Annotated in this window: 19 protein-coding genes and 3 pseudogenes; 4 read left to right on the top strand and 18 right to left on the bottom strand. The window is 28.1% G+C overall.

Translation table 11 applies throughout. The features are described from left to right. Positions 1-355: 355 nt before the first annotated feature. The 9 genes and pseudogenes from ACTG48_RS01495 to ACTG48_RS01455 form a co-directional block, all read right to left on the bottom strand. The gene (locus tag ACTG48_RS01495) at positions 356-604 is read right to left on the bottom strand and encodes a hypothetical protein (RefSeq protein WP_021382657.1); all 249 of its coding nucleotides are present in this window, start codon (positions 602-604) and stop codon (positions 356-358) included. A 166-nt stretch (positions 605-770) separates the two neighbouring features. Then, the gene (locus ACTG48_RS01490; RefSeq protein ID WP_234781077.1) at positions 771-863 is read right to left on the bottom strand and encodes a hypothetical protein; all 93 of its coding nucleotides are present in this window, start codon (positions 861-863) and stop codon (positions 771-773) included. 315 nt (positions 864-1,178) lie between these two features. Continuing rightward, a complete protein-coding gene (locus ACTG48_RS01485) occupies positions 1,179-2,309 on the bottom strand; it encodes a M56 family metallopeptidase (protein WP_479917911.1) in 1,131 nt (376 codons plus the stop codon). A gap of 330 nt (positions 2,310-2,639) precedes the next feature. Beyond that, positions 2,640-2,786, bottom strand: a complete 147-nt coding sequence (locus tag ACTG48_RS01480; RefSeq protein WP_479918768.1) for a hypothetical protein — start codon at positions 2,784-2,786, stop codon at positions 2,640-2,642. Beyond that, a pseudogene (locus ACTG48_RS01475) lies at positions 2,781-3,293 on the bottom strand (RNA-guided endonuclease TnpB family protein); the annotation flags it as partial. The gene ACTG48_RS01480 and the pseudogene ACTG48_RS01475, both read right to left, overlap by 6 nt. Positions 3,294-3,368: 75 nt before the next feature. Then, positions 3,369-3,467, bottom strand: a pseudogene (locus ACTG48_RS01470) (transposase); the annotation flags it as partial. A 583-nt stretch (positions 3,468-4,050) separates the two neighbouring features. Then, entirely contained in the window at positions 4,051-4,965 is a 915-nt protein-coding gene (locus ACTG48_RS01465; protein ID WP_479917910.1) for a M56 family metallopeptidase, read from the bottom strand. 169 nt (positions 4,966-5,134) lie between these two features. Further along, complete coding sequence (gene gluD, locus ACTG48_RS01460) at positions 5,135-6,400, bottom strand: NAD-specific glutamate dehydrogenase (RefSeq protein WP_021382594.1); 1,266 nt, start codon at positions 6,398-6,400, stop codon at positions 5,135-5,137. A 128-nt stretch (positions 6,401-6,528) separates the two neighbouring features. Further along, entirely contained in the window at positions 6,529-7,353 is an 825-nt protein-coding gene (locus tag ACTG48_RS01455) for an ATP-binding protein (protein ID WP_479917909.1), read from the bottom strand. 277 nt (positions 7,354-7,630) lie between these two features. Here ACTG48_RS01455 and ACTG48_RS01450 point away from each other — a divergent pair, with 277 nt between their 5' ends. Continuing rightward, positions 7,631-8,812: a class I SAM-dependent methyltransferase gene (locus tag ACTG48_RS01450; protein WP_479917908.1), complete on the top strand. Its 1,182-nt coding sequence runs from the start codon at positions 7,631-7,633 to the stop codon at positions 8,810-8,812. A 134-nt stretch (positions 8,813-8,946) separates the two neighbouring features. On the opposite strand, the gene ACTG48_RS01445 is transcribed toward ACTG48_RS01450, so the two are convergent. The 4 genes from ACTG48_RS01445 to ACTG48_RS01430 all read right to left on the bottom strand — a co-directional run bounded on the left by ACTG48_RS01445 (position 8,947) and on the right by ACTG48_RS01430 (position 13,752). Continuing rightward, positions 8,947-10,173 carry an NAD(P)/FAD-dependent oxidoreductase gene (locus tag ACTG48_RS01445; RefSeq protein ID WP_479917907.1) on the bottom strand — a complete coding sequence of 409 codons (1,227 nt, stop codon included), beginning with the start codon at positions 10,171-10,173 and terminating at the stop codon, positions 8,947-8,949. Then, a complete protein-coding gene (locus ACTG48_RS01440; RefSeq protein ID WP_009895266.1) occupies positions 10,148-10,621 on the bottom strand; it encodes a 4Fe-4S dicluster domain-containing protein in 474 nt (157 codons plus the stop codon). Before ACTG48_RS01440 ends, ACTG48_RS01445 begins: the two co-directional genes overlap by 26 nt. Continuing rightward, positions 10,614-12,515, bottom strand: coding sequence for an anaerobic carbon-monoxide dehydrogenase catalytic subunit (cooS, locus tag ACTG48_RS01435; protein WP_169467575.1), 1,902 nt, complete (start codon positions 12,513-12,515; stop codon positions 10,614-10,616). The genes ACTG48_RS01440 and cooS overlap by 8 nt, the downstream gene beginning before the upstream one ends. A gap of 169 nt (positions 12,516-12,684) precedes the next feature. Further along, positions 12,685-13,752, bottom strand: coding sequence for a CapA family protein (locus tag ACTG48_RS01430; protein WP_479917906.1), 1,068 nt, complete (start codon positions 13,750-13,752; stop codon positions 12,685-12,687). A gap of 284 nt (positions 13,753-14,036) precedes the next feature. Between ACTG48_RS01430 and ACTG48_RS01425 the strand changes: the two genes are divergently transcribed. Next, entirely contained in the window at positions 14,037-14,207 is a 171-nt protein-coding gene (locus ACTG48_RS01425) for a DUF362 domain-containing protein (protein WP_009888017.1), read from the top strand. 169 nt (positions 14,208-14,376) lie between these two features. On the opposite strand, the gene ACTG48_RS01420 is transcribed toward ACTG48_RS01425, so the two are convergent. Beyond that, positions 14,377-14,916, bottom strand: coding sequence for an FmdE family protein (locus ACTG48_RS01420; protein ID WP_479917905.1), 540 nt, complete (start codon positions 14,914-14,916; stop codon positions 14,377-14,379). Between the two features lie 143 nt (positions 14,917-15,059). Further along, positions 15,060-15,692: a redox-sensing transcriptional repressor Rex gene (locus tag ACTG48_RS01415; RefSeq protein ID WP_021382595.1), complete on the bottom strand. Its 633-nt coding sequence runs from the start codon at positions 15,690-15,692 to the stop codon at positions 15,060-15,062. Between the two features lie 135 nt (positions 15,693-15,827). Here ACTG48_RS01415 and ACTG48_RS01410 point away from each other — a divergent pair, with 135 nt between their 5' ends. Together ACTG48_RS01410 and ACTG48_RS01405 are read left to right on the top strand one after the other, a co-directional pair. Continuing rightward, positions 15,828-17,741, top strand: coding sequence for an ABC-F family ATP-binding cassette domain-containing protein (locus ACTG48_RS01410; protein ID WP_479917904.1), 1,914 nt, complete (start codon positions 15,828-15,830; stop codon positions 17,739-17,741). A gap of 15 nt (positions 17,742-17,756) precedes the next feature. After that, positions 17,757-19,133, top strand: coding sequence for an MATE family efflux transporter (locus ACTG48_RS01405; protein WP_479917903.1), 1,377 nt, complete (start codon positions 17,757-17,759; stop codon positions 19,131-19,133). A 136-nt stretch (positions 19,134-19,269) separates the two neighbouring features. Here ACTG48_RS01405 and ACTG48_RS01400 read toward each other — a convergent pair whose 3' ends face one another. The 3 genes and pseudogenes from ACTG48_RS01400 to ACTG48_RS01390 all read right to left on the bottom strand — a co-directional run. Then, positions 19,270-19,959, bottom strand: coding sequence for a Crp/Fnr family transcriptional regulator (locus ACTG48_RS01400; RefSeq protein WP_479917902.1), 690 nt, complete (start codon positions 19,957-19,959; stop codon positions 19,270-19,272). A gap of 85 nt (positions 19,960-20,044) precedes the next feature. Beyond that, positions 20,045-21,154, bottom strand: coding sequence for an IS200/IS605 family element RNA-guided endonuclease TnpB (tnpB, locus tag ACTG48_RS01395; protein WP_479917901.1), 1,110 nt, complete (start codon positions 21,152-21,154; stop codon positions 20,045-20,047). Positions 21,155-21,176: 22 nt separating this feature from the next. Then, a pseudogene (locus tag ACTG48_RS01390) lies at positions 21,177-21,242 on the bottom strand (transposase); the annotation flags it as partial. Between the last annotated feature and the right edge of the window lie 524 nt (positions 21,243-21,766).

The following is a 21,766-nucleotide window of genomic DNA, read 5'->3' as shown; positions in this document are numbered from 1 at the left end:
AAAATACTAATACACAATACATTAATAAAAGCTCTATCTGTAACTTTTTTGTAAACCACTTTATATAACTTTTATAGTATCATTATATTAATAAAATAAATAACTTAGTTTATCCAATATGTCACCTAAATATACATTATTTACTTAATTATATAATACGAGTCTGTAAAAGTAAAGAATTTTGTACCTTTAGAGACCAAAGTACGCATAAATATTGTTTTATGTGTTTTTTTATGCGTTTTCATGTGGCGTATATTTTTTGAGTGAATTACTATAAAGTTAGTCATTTTGTGATTTTTTTAACTTTGAATAAAAAACTCTTCTATGCTTATTCTTAAGTAGTAATTACTCTAAATTAATCAGCCGAAAATTCAGGAGCTAATTTATTATAATAATCTACGTCAATCATTGCTATTACCTCACAACCTTTGGGTGTAATGCCTAATCGTTTACATTTTTCTTCATATTTCTTTCTCATATATTCAGGAACATCTACATATGTAAAAGATATGTATGAGAATATAGCTCTAGAAGTAATCTTTTCATTCTCAGTATTTTTAGGTAATATATCAAAATTACTGATACTAGTTGAATTAACTTTCAAAAAGTGATAGAAGATAATAAGCATAAAATTAGTGCCATCAATATACAATTCTTATACTTTTCATTAAATATATTCTTTACTCTATTTTTAATATCAAATTGTTTATGTATACTAGCTATAAATTTATTTGAAGTATTTGAGCTTTTTGTCATTACATTTATAATCGTCAAAGCGTAGTCCTTTTTCCTCTTAAGTTTCTATTTTTTAAAACACGTTCATCACAATAAAATTCACAATCTAAATCTATATGTTTATCCATTATATATACAAATGGATTAAACCAATATACTATTTGTTAAAATAAGATTATATATTTTAAATAAATGTCCCTACTCTTAAAATGCATACGTTCATGCCTAAAAATCCAACCTAATTCTTTTAGTTTATAACCATGTGGTGGCAAAAGTAACATGAATTAAGGAAGTCTAGAGTCTCAACTTTATAGGATAAATCACTCATTAAATTTTTAAGTTTTATATATTTAAATATAGTGCAAGTTGAATATGCCACCACAGTTATAATCCAAGTTTACAATATGATGCTATTACTTATAGTTTAAACAATATTTTCTTAATCACTTTGATAGACTGTCATAATACCTCACACCAACACCTATTGGATCAGAGTCTTTAGGAATCAAACCCAGTTCTTCACAATTTCTTTTATGTGCCTCTCTAACATTTTTAGGAGCATCTGCATATGTAAATTCTATCGTTGTGACAGTTATGCTATTAATAATATGGGCATCTTCCATGTCTTTAGGCAATACATTAAAATTAATCATACTAGTTGAATTTACCTTCAAAAAAGTAATAGAAGATAATAAACATAGAGTTAATGCCATTAATATACCATTCTTATACTTTTCATTAAACATATTCTTTACTCTCTTTCTAATATCAGATTGCTTATGTAGACCAGCTATAAATTTATTTGAAGTATTTGTTCCTTTTCTCATTGCATTTATAATCGTCAAAGCGTAGTCCTTTTTTTCCTCTGAGTTTCTATTTTTTAAAACACGCTCATCACAATAAAGTTCACAATCTAAATCTATGTGTTTATCCATTATATATACAAATGGATTAAACCAATATACTATTTTTAAAAACAAGATTACATATTTTAAATAAAGGTCCCTACTCTTAAAATGCATAAGTTCATGCCTAAAAATCCAATCTAATTCTTTTAATTTATAATCATGTGGTGGCAAAAGCACACATGAATTAAAGAATGCTGGAGTCTCTACTTCATATGAGTACTTGAGCTTTATATTTTTTGTTATATCAAATTCTTTCAATATACTTTTATAAAGATTTACTATCTCTTCGTCATCAACTTCATAGGATAAATCGCCTATTAAGTTTTTAAGTTTTATATATTTGAATATAGTATAAATTAAATATATCACTACAGATATAATCCAAAGGTATACTAAAACACTACTAATTATAGTTGAAATATTATTAAATCCTTCTAAATTTATGTTATTGATATTAATATCTTTTTTACTTCTCAATATATTTATTGTAAAAGTATAATATGTAAATGGTAAAAATAGTTTGATAACAATTATCATCCATATATAGTAATTAAATTTTTTACTAAATCTTTTAAATATATTTTTCTTGAAAATTAATATCAGAAAAATACTTAAACTACTCACTATAACAGTTCTAAAAATCCCATTTAGAATAAAGTTAGACATATATTTTTCCCCTATCTTATTTAATAGTGTTTTATAGTTAATTTTAATTAGTTCTTAATACCTTCATATCATATTTATTACTTAAAATATATGTTTTCTGTAATAAATAACTATGTTTTATTGTCTTATATTATAGTTATTTTAAGGCATGATTTATGAAATATCCTTATACTTAATTATAGCTTAGTAATGATTACTGTGCATTAAACATCATTAATTTAATATCTATAAATTTGACAGTTAGAAATATACAAAGTCGAAGCTATAATTAAGATTTGATAGTCTAAATATAAAAATTTCATAATATTAACTTTAAGATTAAGTCTAACATTATTTTTTTATATCCATGCAATCTTTAAAAAATCTAGGCATCATTTCTATTGGATCTGAATCTTTTGGAATTATCCCAATTGCTCTACAATTTTCTTCATGTTCTCTCCTAAATTTTTTAGGTGCATCTGCATATGTAAAATCTATATCAGTACAACATAATGATACATAATATTTTCCACTTGGCTCTTTGGATATAGTAGCATTAAGTATTCTCCCTTGAGGTACTTGTTTATCCCTTACTTTAACCATTCCAAGTTTAGGTAATTTTATATATTGACTAAAGTACATAATATTTCCATTTGTAAAGTTAGTTCTATATGAAAATCTATTAGTTTTCTTTGATTTAAATTTAGGAAATCCTGTATTTTCTTTAAAGAATTTTTTATATGCGTTTTCTAAATCTTTTAAGGTGTTTTGTAGTGAAAATTTGTCAGGTTCTTTAAGCCACTCTAATTCTCTTTTTAAATTGGTCAAATCAGAACTGCACTGTTTATAAGTAAAAGTTTCTTTATTGTTTTCATAAACTTCTATTTTTTTAGAAAGATATTTATTATATACAAATCTACAACATCCAAAAGTTTTGTTAATTAACTCTTGCTGTTTTTTATTTGGATACATTCTAAACTTATATGCCTTTTCCACTACTATCACCTCACTTTACTTGTTTTTTCTGATTAATTAATATATTTTCTTATCTGCTCCTTTGTATTTTCTGATACAGTAACAACTAAATATATTAATTAAATCTTCTTCAATTTCATTTGTTAATACTGGATGTCTATATTTTACACACCATGTTATATGGTATTGTACTAAATATACATATCTGAGTCACTTCAATTTTTCATCACCATCCTAATATTAACAAGTACAATTTTTTTAAACAAGTATTTTAAAGGTTTTTATATTTATTTTTAAATAGAATATGTAAGAACCGTAAGTTCTAACTTTTATCATTTTTGAGGTTGTCGTTCACATAAGTTCGCTACTACCTATGCAGTTCTCTTATGAACTTCTTACACTTTCATGCAAGCACAGACTATATCTTATCCTTCGGCATTATCCGTTAAGGTCTACCCACTTCCACTACCAATAGCTTGTAGTGTACTTCCCTCAGGAGGAATAGTCGTTGAAGTTTCTCCTACTTAGGAGCTTACCTGCTGATTGCCCATTTTAAAGTACTTAGGGTTTAACCTTATACCATCTAACCAATTTTTTCTACTTTCGTAACTTTCACACTTAGGTTTATTTCATCCTTATGTTTTAGTTTGGTTAGCTTTAGGGGTTTCCAGCAATTCAAGTAGTGTTGGATAGGTTATATCCTATCTCCACATATAAGTTTCCCTATATGCTGACTATTTTAGCTACTAACTCACGACTTAAAGTCACGAGTATGCGTAGCTATTTTTTAATCAAATTTTAAAAATGTAATAGAAGACAACAGGCTTATAATTAAGGCTATTAAAATACCATTTTTATATTTTTCATTAAACATATTTGTTATTCTTTTTCTAATATCAGATTGTTTATTTAGACCAGCTACAAATTTATTTGAAAAATTTGTACCTCTCTTCATTGAATTTATAATGGTTAAAGCGTATTCTTGTTTTTGCTGTACATTGCAATTTTTTAAAACTCTTTCGTCACAATAAAGTTCACAATCTAAATCTATTGCTTTATCCATCATATATACAAATGGATTAAACCAATATACTATTTTTAAAAATAGTACTATATATTTTAAATAAAGGTCTTTACTTTTAAAATGCATTAGCTCATGTCTAAAAATCCAATCTAACTCTTCTAATTTATAATCATGCGGTGGTAAAAGTACACATGAATTAAAAAATGCTGGTGTTTCAACTTCATAAGAATACTTAAGTTTTATTTCCTTAGATATATTGAATTCTTTTAACAAACTTGTGTAAAGGCTTATTATTTCTTTGTCATCAACTTCATAAGATAAATCATTTACTAAATTTTTAAGTTTTATATACTTCAAAACAGTATAAACTAAATATATTATTACGGTAAAAATCCAAATATACAATAAAATACTATTACTTGAAGTTGATACTTCATTAAAATACTCCAAATTAATATTATCAATATTTATATTTTCTTTACGTCTAAAAATATTTAAAGTAAGAGTATAGTATGTAAAAGGTAATAACAATTTAATAACTACTATTATCCATATATAATAGTTAAATTTTTTACTAAATCTTTTAAAAAAGCTTTTCTTAAAAGCTAATATTAAAAGAATACATAAACTACTTACTATAAGAGTTCTAAAAATTCCATTTAAAATTAAATCAACCATTAATTCTCACCCATCTTACTTATAGCACTTTAATTTTTATATTACATAATTTATAAATTAAAACAAAAAATGACCCATATTATCTGAGCCACATAATTTAAGGGCTGTACTATGTACAGCCCCTTTATATCTTAAATAATTATATCCTATTATTTATTAAGAGTAAATCCTAGTACCATCCTCTTAATTTCATAGCTTCAGCAACTTTCTTAATTGAATGCATGTAAGCAGCTTCTCTCATTGTAACATTGTACTCTTCTTTGATTTTCCAAATAGATTCAAATGCTTTAACCATAGCTACTTCTTCTTTTTGCTCTACTTCTTCTTCTGACCAGTAGTATCCATATAAGTTTTGTACCCACTCGAAGTAAGAAACTGTAACTCCACCAGCATTAGTTAATATATCTGGAGTAAGAACTATTCCTCTTTCAGCAAATACTTCATCAGCTTCTGGAGTAGTTGGTCCATTAGCAGCCTCACAAACTAATTTAGCTTTTATAGATTCAGCAACTTCTTTAGTTATAGAGTTTTCTAATGCAGCTGGTATTACTATATCAACATCTGAAGCCCAGAACTCTTCTAAAGATATTCTCTTAGCTCCTGGGAAGTTTAATAAGTTACCATGCTCTTTCATGTGGTCTAACATAGCTTGACCATCTAAACCATTTTCATTGTATATAGCATAAGAACCTTCTGATTTGCACCATTCAGCCATAGCTACAACAGTACCACCAAGTTTTTCACAGTTAAGAACTGTGTAAGAACCAACGTTTCCTATACCTTGAATAGCTAACTTAGCTTTTTTCATATCTATTCCTAATTTAGCAGCAGCTTCTCTTGCCGTAACAGCAACACCAAATCCAGTAGCAGCTGTTCTTCCTAAAGAACCACCAAATTCAACTGGCTTACCAGTTAAAACACCTATAGCACTTTGTCCAGTTAATTTATTGTACTCATCAACCATCCAAGACATTATTTGTCCATTAGTGTTTACGTCTGGTGCAGGAACGTCAACTTTCTCACCTATTAATTTATATATTCCATCTATGTATCCTCTACTTAATCTTTCTAATTCACCTTGAGATAAAGTTGATGGATCTACTATTATTCCACCTTTACCTCCACCATATGGTATACCTGTTACAGAACATTTGAAAGTCATCCATATAGATAAAGCTTTTACTTCGTCTCTTGAAACATTTTGATGGAATCTTATTCCACCTTTTGTTGGCCCTACTGCATCATTATGTTGTGATCTAAATCCTTTAAAAGTTTTTATAGAACCGTCATCCATTTTAACTGGAATTGAAACTTCTATAACTCTCATAGGTTCTTTTAATAATTCATAAACTGCTGGTTCCATACCTAATTTATCACATGCATTTTTTACTTGAGATTGCGCCATCTCGAAGACATTTACATCTTTTCCTGACATTTGAAAGCCCCCTTATAAATACGTTATAATTATGTATACTCCATTTAGAAAAAACCATTTCCTAAATTTACAGTTTAATTATAGCACACTTTATTGCAAATTAGTATATCATTTTTTCAGTTTATTTTTTAACATGGGAGGAAGTTTATTTTTTTAATTTTATGAATGTTAATATCTATTTTTTGTACATTAACTAAAGTCATTTTCTCAATAGACTTTTTTATTATCTGTTGCATACTTTCAATTTTTTTTATAACTTCTAAATCATTGATATTTATACTTACAAAAATATTCATAAAATTATTGCAATTCTCTATATTGATTTTATTTATTCTATCAATGCTCCCAAAGTTGTACACTTCATATTCAATAATCTGTTTAATTACTTCTTCACTAATATAAAATTTTCCGATATAGCTAAAAGTTGGTCTTATTATTGTTTTTTCCAAAACTACCATATTCCTATTATTTCCTTTTCTAAAAAGTCTCTTTAATGGATTTATACTAAGGCCACTTGCCATACTTTTTATTTCAACTGCTGGAACAGGAATTACATGATTTCCTTCTTTTCTAGATTGTTTTGCTATTTCTATTTCATATTTAGTACTTATCTCTTGGATATTCACAAATTTATAAACTCTTCCAATTGATAATCTATCTACAATCTGATTAACCATTTTTTTTGATGTTCCAATAATAAGAATTCTTCTTATATTTTCTTTTTTAATTGTCTCCCTAACTTCTTTCCTATGTTCCAAATTATAAAAAATAGCCCTTTTAACTGCTTCTATAGTAGTACTTGCTTGTTTGGCTGATATTCCAGCTAAAACCTTGTTTTTATATATTAAAATTCCATCATCAATTATATAATCTATATCATTTTCATATGCAAACTCTAAAGCCTTAAAACTCTTTCCTGTACCACTTGACCCAACCAAAGCATATACTTCCATTTCACATCTCCTTCATAAAATAGCTTAAATCTATTTACTACAAAATTTTATTACACTTTATTGATTAAAATTATTATATCATTAACAGTTGAATATTATATCCAATATGAAATTTTATAAGCAAAAAATATACTACAATATGAAATTCTTTTACAAAAGATAAATTTCCTTCAAATAGAAAATTTACTGAAAAAAATTTTACTTTTTTAAAAAAAGGAATATAATATACTTTAAGCAAGGAAAACTTACTGGATTTACATTAGAAGGAGCTGGTAATATGAATATTACAAAAAATTTTTTAAGAGACTATTTAGAAAGATTTGGCGAAACACCATTTCTAGTTAGGCTTAAAGACGGAGAAGAATTTCTAATTGGAGATGGCTCTCCTCAGTTTAAAGTTATTGTAAATAATGATATTAGCAAATCTGAATTACTAAAAAGTACATCTTTAGCACTTGGAGAATCCTACATAAATAGAGATATCGAAGTTGAAGGAGATTTATTCTTAACTTTGAATCTGATTTTGAAACAAATAGACAAATTCAATATTGATAATTCAGCTGTAAAACATCTATTACACTCATCAAATTCAATGAGACATCAAAAAAAAGAAATACATGCTCACTATGATATTGGCAATGATTTTTATAGCTTATGGTTAGACAAAACTCTTAGTTATTCTTGTGCATACTTTAGAAATGATAATGATACTCTTTACGAGGCTCAAGTCAATAAAGTTCACCACATATTAACTAAACTAAATTTAGAAGAAGGTATGAGTCTTCTTGACATTGGTTGTGGTTGGGGATTCCTATTAATAGAAGCAGCAAAAAAATATAAGATTCATGGCGTTGGAATTACACTCAGTGAAGAACAATATAAAGAATTTAATAAAAGAATCCAAGAAGAGAATCTTCAAGATTATCTCGAAGTAAAACTTATGGATTATAGGGAGCTTAAAAACTCAGACCTTATGTTTGATAGAGTTGTAAGTGTTGGTATGCTTGAACATGTTGGTAGAGAAAACTATGAACTTTTTATTAAAAATGTAAATGCTGTCTTAAAGGATGGAGGATTATTTTTACTTCACTATATAAGTGGTCTTAAAGAATCTTATGGAGACCCTTGGATAAAAAAATACATTTTCCCAGGAGGGGTTATTCCTAGTCTAAGAGAAATGATACATATTTGTAGCGACTACAAATATCATACTATAGATGTAGAAAGTCTAAGATTGCATTATGTAAAAACCTTATTACATTGGCAAAAAAATTTCTATGAAAATCTGCCAAAGATTAAAGAAATGTTTGATGATAAGTTTATAAGAATGTGGGACTTGTACCTTTGTTCTTGTGCTGCTGCTTTCAATACTGGTATTATAGATATACATCAGATACTCTTAACTAAAGGTATAAAAAATGATTTACCTCTTACTAGAGAATATATGTATTCTCATTAAAAATAATAGTTTTATAAACTGTAATATAGTTTAAACTTAAGTATAAAAATAGAGCTATTCCTAAATAAGATTTCTTATTTTAGAATAGCTCTATTAATTGATTTTTATATTGTAAACATTACTCTACTATAGCTTTATACGCTATAACAAAATTCTCCATTTTCTTTTATATTAAAAAAGTCTGCATAGCATACATCAAATATTCTATTTTCTAAATCAGATATTTCAACTTTGTTTTTTATCAAATAAGTTAATACTCCTACATATGAAATATCTCCTTGTATAACAGCTCCATAAATTACATTGTCTTTAAAAACAAATTTTTTATAATCATCAATTCCATCTCTAATTAATACTTTATAACTATCATCTAAAGGTGTATTCATACCTATAGAAATAGTTGGTATATCCATGAAATTCATACTATTTTTAAAAGCAAATTCGTCTTCTATCTTTTTATCTTTTCCAACCATATTATACGCAGCTACAATTCCTTGCTTTACTGCTAAAGGCCAAATAGCATTTTTGCCAACAACATCTCCTGCTGCATAGATATATTTTTGTGTTGTTTGGCATATATCATCTATTATTATACCTCGATCATATTCTATTCCTGTTCCATCTAAAAAATCAGCATTCGGTTTAACACCTGTAGCCACAATTACCATATCTGCATCAAGAATATCTCCATTTGAAAACGCAACACCTTTAACATTTTTACTATCATCTAAGACAATTTCTTGAATTGATGCACTTGGGTAAAATTTTACACCCTTTTCTTTAAATTTATTTTCATATACTGATGCTGTATATTCATCTAATTGTCTATCTAGAATGTATTTTTCCATAAACGCTACAGAAATATTTAACTGCTCGTATTTAAATAATCCAACTAATGCATCTATACCAACTAGACCAGCACCAATTATAACTACATTTTTAGAGCTTTCTGCTTTTTCTTTTATTTTATAAATATCATCTATGTTTCTCACAGAGTATACAAAATTTCCATCTCTTAAATTTTTTATTGGAGGAATAGCAGAAGATGCGCCTGTAGCTATTAAAAGTTTATCATAATTTACAGTAATATCTTCTGTCTGAACCTCTTTTTTATTTATATCTATACCTTTAACAGTTTTACCTGAAATCCAATTTACATTATTTTTCTCCATAAAATCTTCATCAACAAAATTTATTTGTTTCAAAGTTCTGTGTTCAGATATAACATGATGTAACATACATCTTGAGTATATATTTTCATCTTTAGAAATTACTACTATGTTTGAATCTTTATCTAATTCTCTTAATGTTTTTACTGCATTGATACCAGCAGCACTAGCTCCTAACACTACATAATTCATCATTTTCCTCCTTCTGTAATTCAATTGCTCCACTTGGGCAATTAGCTACACATCTAGGATACTCCTCATCTTTACATAAATCACATTTAAGTATGTTTTGCTTGCTTCTATCATCTGGTTTTAATAATCCATATGGACAAGACATTACACACATATAACATGAACCACATTTTTCTTCATCATATGAAACGATTCCACTTTCACTGTCTTTATGCATTGCACCACTCATACATGCTAATACACATTCTGGTTCATCACAGTGTCTACAAAGAATTGGAACTGGATTATTATGCTTGCTATCTAACTCTATATGTCCTCTACTATCATTATCTATATTTTCTAAATCAAGAGTATACATATCATAGTCTTTATTGTGTTTTAGCATACATGCTAATACACAACTCTTGCATCCTGTACATAAATCTTTATTTATAAAAATTCTATGCATTACATTCCACATCCTTTAACCCTAAATTTTTTCTTCTGTCTATTATTATTTCTTCTAATTGATTAGCTGAAGATTTAGGGTCTGGATTCACTATAACATGTCCTCCTGTTAAGTCTTTTAATTTTTCTGTTAATACTTCTGTTACTAATTTTCCTCCTGTTATAAATGGAGGTAAAGCTAAATGAAGAGGTAAACCAAGGGCAAGACCAAAAGCTCCATCAGCCAAGGCTTGTTCTTCCAACCATTGTGGAGCTGAAAGCACCAATGGTAATTGTGGTAAGTCTATTCCAAGTTCAGCTGCTAATTCAGTTGCTACTATTTCCAATCTTCCTATCGCTAGACATGGTCCAAAGTTTAATACTGGTGGTATTCCTAGAGTCTTACATACTTCTTTTAAATTTTCTCCTGCTAATTCTTCTGCTCCAGGTGACATAAGACCAACATTTTCTAACCCTCCAGTAGAGCATCCTGCTGAAAGTACTATTATATCTTTTTTAATCAATTCTTTAGTAAGCTCAACAGTATTTACATCATGTCCTCCTGCTGTCATATTTGAACATCCTACAACAGCTGCAACACCTTTAATTTTTCCTTCTGCAATTAAATTAATAAGAGGTTTCCATGAATCTCCTAAAAACGCTTTCAAGTTCTTTTCACTTACACCAGTTAAAGATTGTTCAAATCCATGGTCTTTTGGTATGTCTATTTCAACACTTCCTCTTCTCTCTTTATAAGATTCTAATGCTTTTTCTATCAATGTATTACTAAGTTCATCTAATTTACTTCTGTCTAATCCTATATATTCTGCATTTGCTTTTTTAGCAACGTCATCTAAGCAAACCATTTTCACTTTATATTTATCTGCTATTGGCTCAAGACCTGGTATAGTACAGTTAAACTCCGAAAGAACTATATCTATTGCTCCAGTTGATAAAACAGCTTCACTTGTAAAGTTATTACCAGCATGTCCAGCAAATACTTCTTGATAGTGTTCTCCTCTTAATTGTAGATCTTGACCAACACATGTACATCCTACTAACTTAAATCCTTTTGCTCCAACTGCTTGAGCTAATTTTATAACATCTTCATCTTTTAATCTATCTTGGAAATTTGCAAATGTTGAATGTTGATGACCTGTTATCATTATATTTATGTAGTCTGGGTCTATTACATTAAATCCTACAGGAGCCATTCTTATAACTGGTTCTCCTAGCATAACATCATTTAAAAGATTAGTTAGTGTAAGACCATATAACCCTGTTGATATACCTAGATTTAAACAGTTAACTAGCATGTCTACTGGGTCACTATTTAAATTTGTTGATGATTTTACTATTGCATCAAAAACTTCTGACTTTGCACCACCAGGCATTATCCCCAGCTCTTTCCATTTCTTCACTCTAGGTGCATAAGCTATTTTTTCTACCAATTCCATTTTGTCATCTCTTGATTTATATAAATCATTAATAACTTTATCAGCAACTTTTATACATTTATCATATTTTTCATCACTTTCTATACCAAACATCTCTGCTAATTGATTTAATGTTTTTTCTCCTTTAATAACACCTTTAGTTATTCCAACATTCTTTAAATTCTTAGCTGTATTTTCTACCACATGTAAATAACAAGCTGCTCCAGATGCTACAGCTCTTAAAAAGTTTCTTGCTACTATAGTGTCTGCATCTGCTCCACATATACCTCTTGGAGATTTAGGAGTTACTCTACATGGTCCATTTGAACAGAGTCTACAACAAACCCCCTGAAGTCCAAAACCACATTTAACTTTTTGATCTTCTGTTCTATGAAATGCTGTTTCAACATCCTTTGAAGCTACAAAACTTTCTAATTTCTTGTCTGCACTTTCGCACATTTTACAAGTGTTACAAGCCATTACAAATTCCCCCTTATATTTTATATTAAAAAAGTAGATTAAATAGCTTTATTATAATTGATTATAATTTAACTATTAAAATCTACTTATTTAATACCACGTTTTACCATATCCTAAACAAAATATAAATTATTAAAATAAATATATATATTTATTTTTTTTTACATTTTTATTTATTCAAATCTTTACTTATTTTTTCTAGTTTATTTAAAACTCTATCTTTCTCACTTCCATCCAGTACTTTTGGTTGATAATTATTTCTAGAGCTACTAGATGTTATTGATGTAGGGATTATATTTGGCTCTTTAATTGAAGTTAACTTGTTATCTGAAAAAGAAAAAGTTTGTTGATATATATAACTATCTGTATCAGAAGGATTTTTATTTCCTCCAAAACAAAAATTTCCTAGACTATAAGCTATATACTTATCTTTATATTTTTCTATACCTTGAATAACGTGTGGATGAGAACCCATAACTAAATCAGCTCCCTTATCTATTACATAATGAGCAAAATCTTTTTGTTTTTTATCTGGATAATAATCTAATTCTATACCCCAATGAAAATACACCACAACAATATCTGATTTTTTCTTTAGAGTTTTAATATCATCTTCCATTTGTTTCAAGTTCTTTTCATTATATTCAGTTGATAATCCATTATATCCTAATAATCCTACCTTAATTCCTTTGACATCTATAACAGCATCTTTGCCTAGACCAAAATAATTTATTTTATTTTCATCTAAGATAAACTGTGTGTCTTTCATTCCTTCTTCAAAATAATCTTCTGAATGATTATTCGCAACACTTACTGCCTCTACACTTCCAGATTTTAAAATATTTACATATCCTGGAGCCCCTTTAAATGCAAACTTCTTTTCTTTTGCATTTGACGCAGTAGTAAGTGGCCCTTCCAAGTTAACTACTGTTAAATCATCTTTCTCAAATACAGGTTTTACATTTTTAAGAAAGTAATCATAGTCTTCTCCTTGTCTTTTAAATTCATGGTCAAAGCTACCATAATATGATGAACCTTTATAGTTTCCCATAGTTACATCACCAGCGAAACTTATAGTTATGTCTTTTTTTACAGGTTCTCTTTTTTCTTCTTCAACCTTACTTTGGCTATTCTTAGAATCCTTTTTAGTATTGCTTTCCTTATTTGGATTATTAGAACATCCTACTACAAATAACACCATACTCATAATACATATGTAAACTAATTTATTTTTCATATTAAATCTCCTTTGCATTAATAGATTTTAAGATAATATATACTTTTTTAGAGTATAACATTTTTAAATAGAATCGATACCATATTCTTTAACTTTAATTTTATTTTTAAAATAAATCCCTTTAAGATAAATAAAAATATAAGCAGATTAAACTTTATTGTAAAACTTTCAAACAAGAATATCACAATAAAGTTTTTGTTGTAGAATTAATTTAATTGTTATATTCAATAATATTTGTTATAATGTTATTGAATTACAATACATATAAAAGGGAGGATTTCAAAATGGCATATAAAATTACTGACGCTTGTATAAGCTGTGGTGCTTGTGAGGCTGAATGCCCTGTTAGCTGTATATCAGCTGGAGACGACGCATATGTTATAGATGCTGGTTCTTGTATAGACTGTGGTTCTTGTGCAGGAGCTTGTCCTGTAGATGCACCTCAACCAGAATAATAATTCGTTATTCATAAAGAGACTGATTTTATTTTATCAATATTAATCAGTCTCTTTTTAATTATACATAATTCAAGTATCATAATTTATATATTTTGTTATATTCTCTATATGATTCTTCTTAATATACTATTAATATGCATCTAAATACTTTCAATTTAATATAAATTTAATCCTCTTCATAAAACCTTTCATATTTATCAAAACAATCGAGACATACTTTCTTCCCTTCTTGAATTCTTATGTACTGTTCAGGTGCAAATTCACCACATACTTCACATTTAAGAGATTTAAATATTCTCGCTTTCTCAGGAAGCCTTAACTTCGTATCTGTAATATCAAATATTTCTTCAAAATCACTTTCTAATAAGTATTTTTTATATCCTTCTCTATCCATATCAAATGGTTTAGACTTTACATATATTCTTATAGATTTTCCGTTTTCTCTATTAAAAAAATGATATACTGATTTTCCAGTCATCCTAAGTAGTAAATTACCTTTACCCATTGTGCAACTTAACACGACTTGTATACCATCTATTCCACAAGCATCATTTTCAGAAATACATACAATCTCCTCATCTCCTGATTGTTTACATCCTAAGTATTCTCTTGCTGCGAGTGCTGCTTTAAAACCTATAGCCAACCCTGGACATTCATGCCCATGAAATTCAATAACCTTTTTCCATAATTCCTCCACTAAAATCACTCTCCCTAAGATTGTTTATTTGTATACATTATTTAAATTTTTATTTTATCCTAATACTTCAAAAAGCCAGAGGATTTAATATTAAATCTTCTGACTTTCTCAATACTCTTCATAACTACTTATTATTAATATATTTAAGTTGTCTACTTTCCTTCTTTCATTAAATATGATAAGGTAAATAAGCTTTCTGTTAGGTTTACATTTTCAACTATAACACCTTTCGGAACTTCTAAATCTAATGGTGCAAAATTCCACACACCTTTTATTCCAGCTTTTACAACTCTATTAATAACTTCTTGTGCTCCATTCTTAGGTATACATAATACAGCAATATCTATATCATTATTTTTTATAAAGTCTTCTAAAGTATCTGAATCTAATACTTCAAATTCTCTTATCTTTAAACCTATCATTCTAGGATTTGCATCAAATAAAGCTTTTATCTCGAATCCAGCTTTTCTAAATCCTGCATAATTGGCTATGGCTTGTCCTAAGTTACCTGCTCCTACAAGAACTGCGTTGTATGGTCGATCCAATCCAAGAATTTTACCTATCTCAGTATGAAGAGCCTCTACGTTATAACCATATCCTTGTTGTCCAAAGCCGCCAAAGTTGTTTAGGTCTTGTCTTATTTGAGAAGCGGTAAATCCTATTATATCACTCAATTCTTTAGAAGATATTCTTTGTATATCCCTATCTAATAAGTCTCCAAGATATCTATGATATTTTGGGAGCCTTCTTATAACTGCCATTGATATATTTTTATTTCCCAACATCTTCACCTCCTAAAAGTGTCCTCTTTTTTGTTTGATTCACAATAAAATATTTCTTTTTCAAAACTAATACATATAACCTTGATTATATTATATCAAAACATTATAATTTTAGATAGTTCAAGGAGGTAGAAATTTATGATTGTTTTGTCATGTAATAACTTAAATAAAAGTTTTGGTATAGATTCTATATTAGAAAATATTAGTTTTACAGTAAATGAAGGCGATAAAATTGGTATAATTGGGGTTAATGGTACTGGGAAAACTACTTTATTTAAAATAATTTCAGGAATTTATGGTTATGATAGCGGAGATATTTACACTTCTAAAGATTGTGAAATCGGATATTTAGAACAAAATACCAATTTTTATTCGGATAATACGATTCTGGAAGAAGTATTGGAAGTTTTTAAAAATTTGATAGAGATGGAATCTTATTTAAGAGAATTGGAGGTTAAAATATCTGAAGAAAGTACAAAAACAAACTCTTCAATTCTAGAAAAAATAATGGATGAGTATTCACATAAACTGGAATTATTCTCAGATTTAAATGGATATGGATATAAGTCTGAAGCCAAAGGGGTTTTAAAAGGATTAGGATTTAGTGAAAATGATATGGATAAACCAATAAGTATACTTTCTGGTGGTGAAAAGACTAGAGTTCTTTTAGGAAAATTACTTCTTAAAAAACCAACTTTATTGCTACTTGATGAGCCTACTAACCACTTAGATTCTGAGGCTATAGAATGGTTAGAAGTATTTTTAAAGCAATATAAGGGTACTGTTATGTTAATATCTCATGATAGATATTTCCTAGACCAATCTGTAAATAGAATTTTTGAAGTTCACAATAAAAGACTTAAAGTATATAATGGTAACTACTCTAAATTTGTTGAGTTATCTAAAGTAGAAAAAGAACTAGAACTTAAGAAATTTGAAGACCAGCAAAAAGAAATAAAAAAACAGGAAGAATCAATAGAAAGACTTAAAGCTTATGGTAGAGAAAAGCATCTAAAACGTGCAAGAAGTAAAGAAAAAGCATTGGATAAAGTAGATGTTCTAGATAAGCCAGAAGCTTATAGAAAAAAAGCTCGTATACAATTTACTCCATCTGTCCAAAGTGGTAATGATGTTCTTCAAATCAGAGATGTATCCATGGGTTATGGAGAACGGGTACTTTTTAAAGACTTGGATTTAGATATATATAGAGGAGAAAAAGTTGCTCTTATTGGTGCAAATGGCATTGGTAAGTCTACATTATTTAAAATAATAACTAATGAATTACAACCTATTAGTGGTAATATTAAATTTGGTACTAATGTCCATGTTTCTTACTTCCATCAGGAGCAAAAAACTCTTAATTTGGATAACACAATAATAGATGAGATTTGGGAAAATAATAATCATCTTACTCAAACTACTTTGAGAAATATGTTAGGAGCATTTTTATTTGTTGATGAAGAAGTTTTTAAGAAGATTTCTACATTAAGTGGTGGAGAAAGAGCTAGAGTTGCTATACTTAAACTTATACTATCAAATGCAAATTTATTATTATTAGATGAGCCTACTAACCATCTAGACATTGATTCTAAAGAAGTTCTTGAAGAGGCATTAACTAATTATGATGGGACTATATTTACAATATCACATGATAGATATTTTCTAAATACAGTTGTTGATAAGATTTTAGTTTTAGATGAAAATGGAGTTACTGAATATCTAGGAAACTATGACTATTATATCGATAAAAAAAGGCAAATCCAAGAGATGAGTCTTATAGAAGAAAAAGAAGAAAAAACTAGAACTCAGATAAAAGATGAAAAAAGAAAAGAAAGAGAACAAAGAGAAGTAGAAAAGAAAAATAGAATAAAAAGACAAAATATAGAAAAAGAAATTGAAAAGTTAGAACTTAAAATTGAAGAATTAGATATACTTTTATGTCAAGAAGAAGTATACTCTAATCCAGATAAAGCTAAGGAAGTTAGCCAAGAAAAAATTAATTTAGAAAATAACCTTGCCTCTCTGTATGATGAGTGGGAAGAATTTATGTAAAAAGGAGAGGATTATTTGCAAGAACTATTTTCTTTAAAAGACGAAAATAAAAGATTTTATAAAATACTGTTATCTTTATGTATACCTATTATTATACAGAACTTAATTTCTACTTCTGTAAATGTAATAGATACAGTTATGATAAGTAGTTTGGGGGAGGTATCTGTAGCTTCAGTTGGAGTTGCAAACCAATTTTTCTTTCTTTTTAATATGTCCCTATCTGGAATTACAGGAGGAGCTGGAGTTTTTATTTCACAGTTTTATGGAAAGAAAGATGTCAGCAATATAAGAAAAGTTACAGGTCTTACTTGTATATTGGCCATTATCTTAAGTTTTATATTTGTTATTCCTGCTTTACTAACACCAAAGCCAATTATACATATATTTTCTTATGATTCAGAAGTTGTAAAACTTTGTATAGATTACTTTAGTATTGCAGTATTTAGTTATCCATTAATAGCTATAAGTACAGTATTTAGTACAGGTTCAAGAGGTGTTAGAAATCCTAAGTTAGGTATGATTTGTAGTGCCTTTGCTCTTGTAACAAATGTTATTTTAAATTATGGATTTATCTTTGGTAATTTTGGTCTCCCTGCATTAGGTGTAAAAGGAGCAGCCTTAGCAACTGTTATTGCCAGAATATGTGAATTAATTTTAATGATTACTTATGTTTATTTTTATAAAAAGGACTATATATTAAAATTTGGCTTAAAAAATTTAAAAGCTATTGATAAGATTTTTGTAAAATCTTTTTCATCAAAAAGCTTTCCTATATTTGTAAATGACTCTGCATGGGCAGTTGGAACTGTCCTGTACTCTGTCGCATATGCAAGAGCAGGTACATCAGCTATAGCAGCAAGTCAAATAGCAACCAGCACAGGAAACTTCTTTATAATGACGGCTGTATGTATTGCATCTGGTGCATCTATTATGCTTGGAAATGAACTTGGAGCAGACCATATTAAGAGAGCTATTGAGTATGCTAAGAAATTTTCTATATTGGTGTTTTTGGCTGGCTTAATACTTGGAATTATTTTAATTTTGAATATCCCATTATTATTAAAAATGTTTAGTGTTTCTGATAGCTTATCTTCTGATATAACTAAGATATTCTTCATAATGGGTATACTAATGGCTCTTAAATCCTTTAATACATTAGTCATAATTGGTATTTTAAGAAGTGGAGGAGATACTAAATACGCTCTGTTTTTAGAATTAGGATGTATGTGGCTAGCTTCTATTCCTCTAACTTTTATAGCCGCATTTAAAGGCGCACCTATATTTATCCTTGTTCTACTCACTTACAGTGAAGAAGTTGTTAAATTTATATTTGGTGTTCCTAGAGCCTTATCTAAAAAATGGGCTATTAATATAGTAAAGGAAATTGATTAATAATACTATATCTTGTAAGTATATAACATTTATAAATAGTCTCATTGAAAATAACTAAAATATTTTTGTTTTTCAGTGAGACTATTTCTATTTTTATAAATGCCATTATATACTATTTTGATTGAATAATAAGTCTTTATTCATCTTCCAAAAACTCTTTTACTTCAAATGCTAACCTATGTAATTCATCATAATTTAAAATTTCATATGTATTACCTATTTTTTTTATTATCCCTTTCTCAGTTAACTTTAATAGGGAATAATATCTACTTTTTCTACTGATTGAATATATTTCACTAAAATTGCGTATAGCTTTTATATTACAGATATTATTTTCTTGTTTTTTTAAAATACAATATGCAATGACTTCTGTACAAGAAAATAACTCTCTTACCATTCTAGTTTTATACAACTCATATATCCTTCTTGTACATTTGCTGTGAAATAGAGCAATAAAATCTGGTTTAAGATAAAACTCTTCAAATATATGTTTTTCAAATCGAAATAATTTTATGTTAGTCTTGGCAAATATATCACATTTCAAATTATGTTCATATATATAGCTGATTTTACCTATAAATTCATTTTCAGGTACAATGTCAACAAGAAATTTATTTCCTCCTCTAGTAGTACATTCTACTAAAGCAACTCCCTCTATTATAAAAAAAACTTCTTGTAAATCTTTATCTGATGCTACAAACCTTTGACCCTTTTTATATTCAACAATTGACACTTGATTTAAATTATTTTTGATAATCGGGTATATGCTTGTTTTTTCTGCTTTCCTGAACCTCCCATGACTAAAGTCACAGGGTTCCTGCTTCATAGAATTTTGCATACTAAAATATGTCTTACAAACTCTCCACAGGCTATCCCCGTAGTTCCTACGGTTCTTACATAAGTTATTTATTTTAAACTGTTATTAGTCTTAATCCTTCTTTTAATATATTTATACTTGCATTTATATCTCTATCATGAGTTGCATTACAACAAGGACAAACCCATTCTCTTATACTTAAATTCTTAACTTCCTCGTTTTTGTACCCACATTTATTGCATATTTGTGAACTTGCAAAGAATTTACCTACCTTTACAATTTGTCTACCATACCAATTAGCCTTGTATTCTAATTGACGAATAAATTCTGACCATGACACATCAGAAATAGAAAGAGATAATTTACGATTTCTAGTCATATTCTTTACTTGTAAATCCTCTATGCAAATAATATCATTCTCTCGTATTAATTTGGTAGATAGTTTTTGTAGAAAATCCTTCCTTTGATTAGCTATATGTTCTTGAAGTCTTGCAACTTTTAACCTTGCTTTATTTCTATTTAAACTACCAATTGTTTTTCTTGATAATTCTCTTTGTAATTTAGCAAGTTTGTTTAATGACTTCTGAAGATACTTAGGATTTTCTATAAAGTCTCCACAACTTGAGATACAAAATTCTTTAACTCCTAAATCTAAACCTATCTGATTATTAGTATTTTCAAATGCTTCAATATCTATATCAGTACAACATAATGATACATAATATTTTCCACTTGGCTCTTTGGATATAGTAGCATTAAGTATTCTTCCTTGAGGTACTTGTTTATCCCTTACTTTAACCATACCAAGTTTAGGTAATTTTATATATTGACTAAAGTACATAATATTTCCATTTGTAAAGTTAGTTCTATATGAAAATCTATTAGTTTTCTTTGATTTAAATTTAGGAAATCCTGTATTTTCTTTAAAGAATTTTTTATATGCGTTTTCTAAATCTTTTAAGGTGTTTTGTAGTGAAAATTTATCAGGTTCTTTAAGCCACTTTAATTCTCTTTTTAAATTGGTCAAATCAGAACTACACTGTTTATAAGTAAAAGTTTCTTTATTATTTTCATAAACTTCTATTTTTTTAGCAAGATATTTATTATATACAAATCTACAACATCCAAAAGTTTTGTTAATTAGCTCTTGCTGTTTTTTATTTGGATATATTCTAAACTTATATGCTTTTTCCACTACTATCACCTCACTTTACTTGTTTTTTATGATTATGTAATACTGGATGTCTATATTTTACACACCATACTATATGGTATTGTACTAAATATACATATCTGAGCTACTTCAATTTTTACTCACCCATCCTAATATTAACAAGGTAAATTTTTTTAAACAAGTATTTTAAAGGTTTTTATATTTATTTTTAAATAACGTATGTAAGAACCGTAAGTCCTAAGTTTTATCATTTTGAGGTTGTCGTTCACATAAGTTCGCTACTACCTATGCAGTTCTCTTATGAACTTCTTACACTTTCATGCAAGCACAGACTATATCTTATCCTTCGGCATTATCCGTTAAGGTCTACCCACTTCCACTACCAATAGCTTGTAGTGTACTTCCCTCAAGAGGAATAGTCGTTGAAGTTTCTCCTATTCGGAGCTTACCTGCTGATTGCCCATTTTAAAGTACTTAGGGTTTAACCTTATACCATCTAACCAATTTTTTCTACTTTCGTAACTTTCACACTTAGGTTTATTTCATCCTTATGTTTTAGTTTAGTTAGCTTTAGGGGTTTCCAGCAATTCAAGTAGTATTGGATAGGTTCTTTCCTATCTCTACATATAAGTTTCCCTATAT

It is taken from the genome of Clostridioides sp. LIBA-6822 (genome assembly GCF_056688955.1).
Note: the sequence above shows the minus strand (reverse complement) of the source record. Positions and strands in the feature narration are given on the sequence as shown.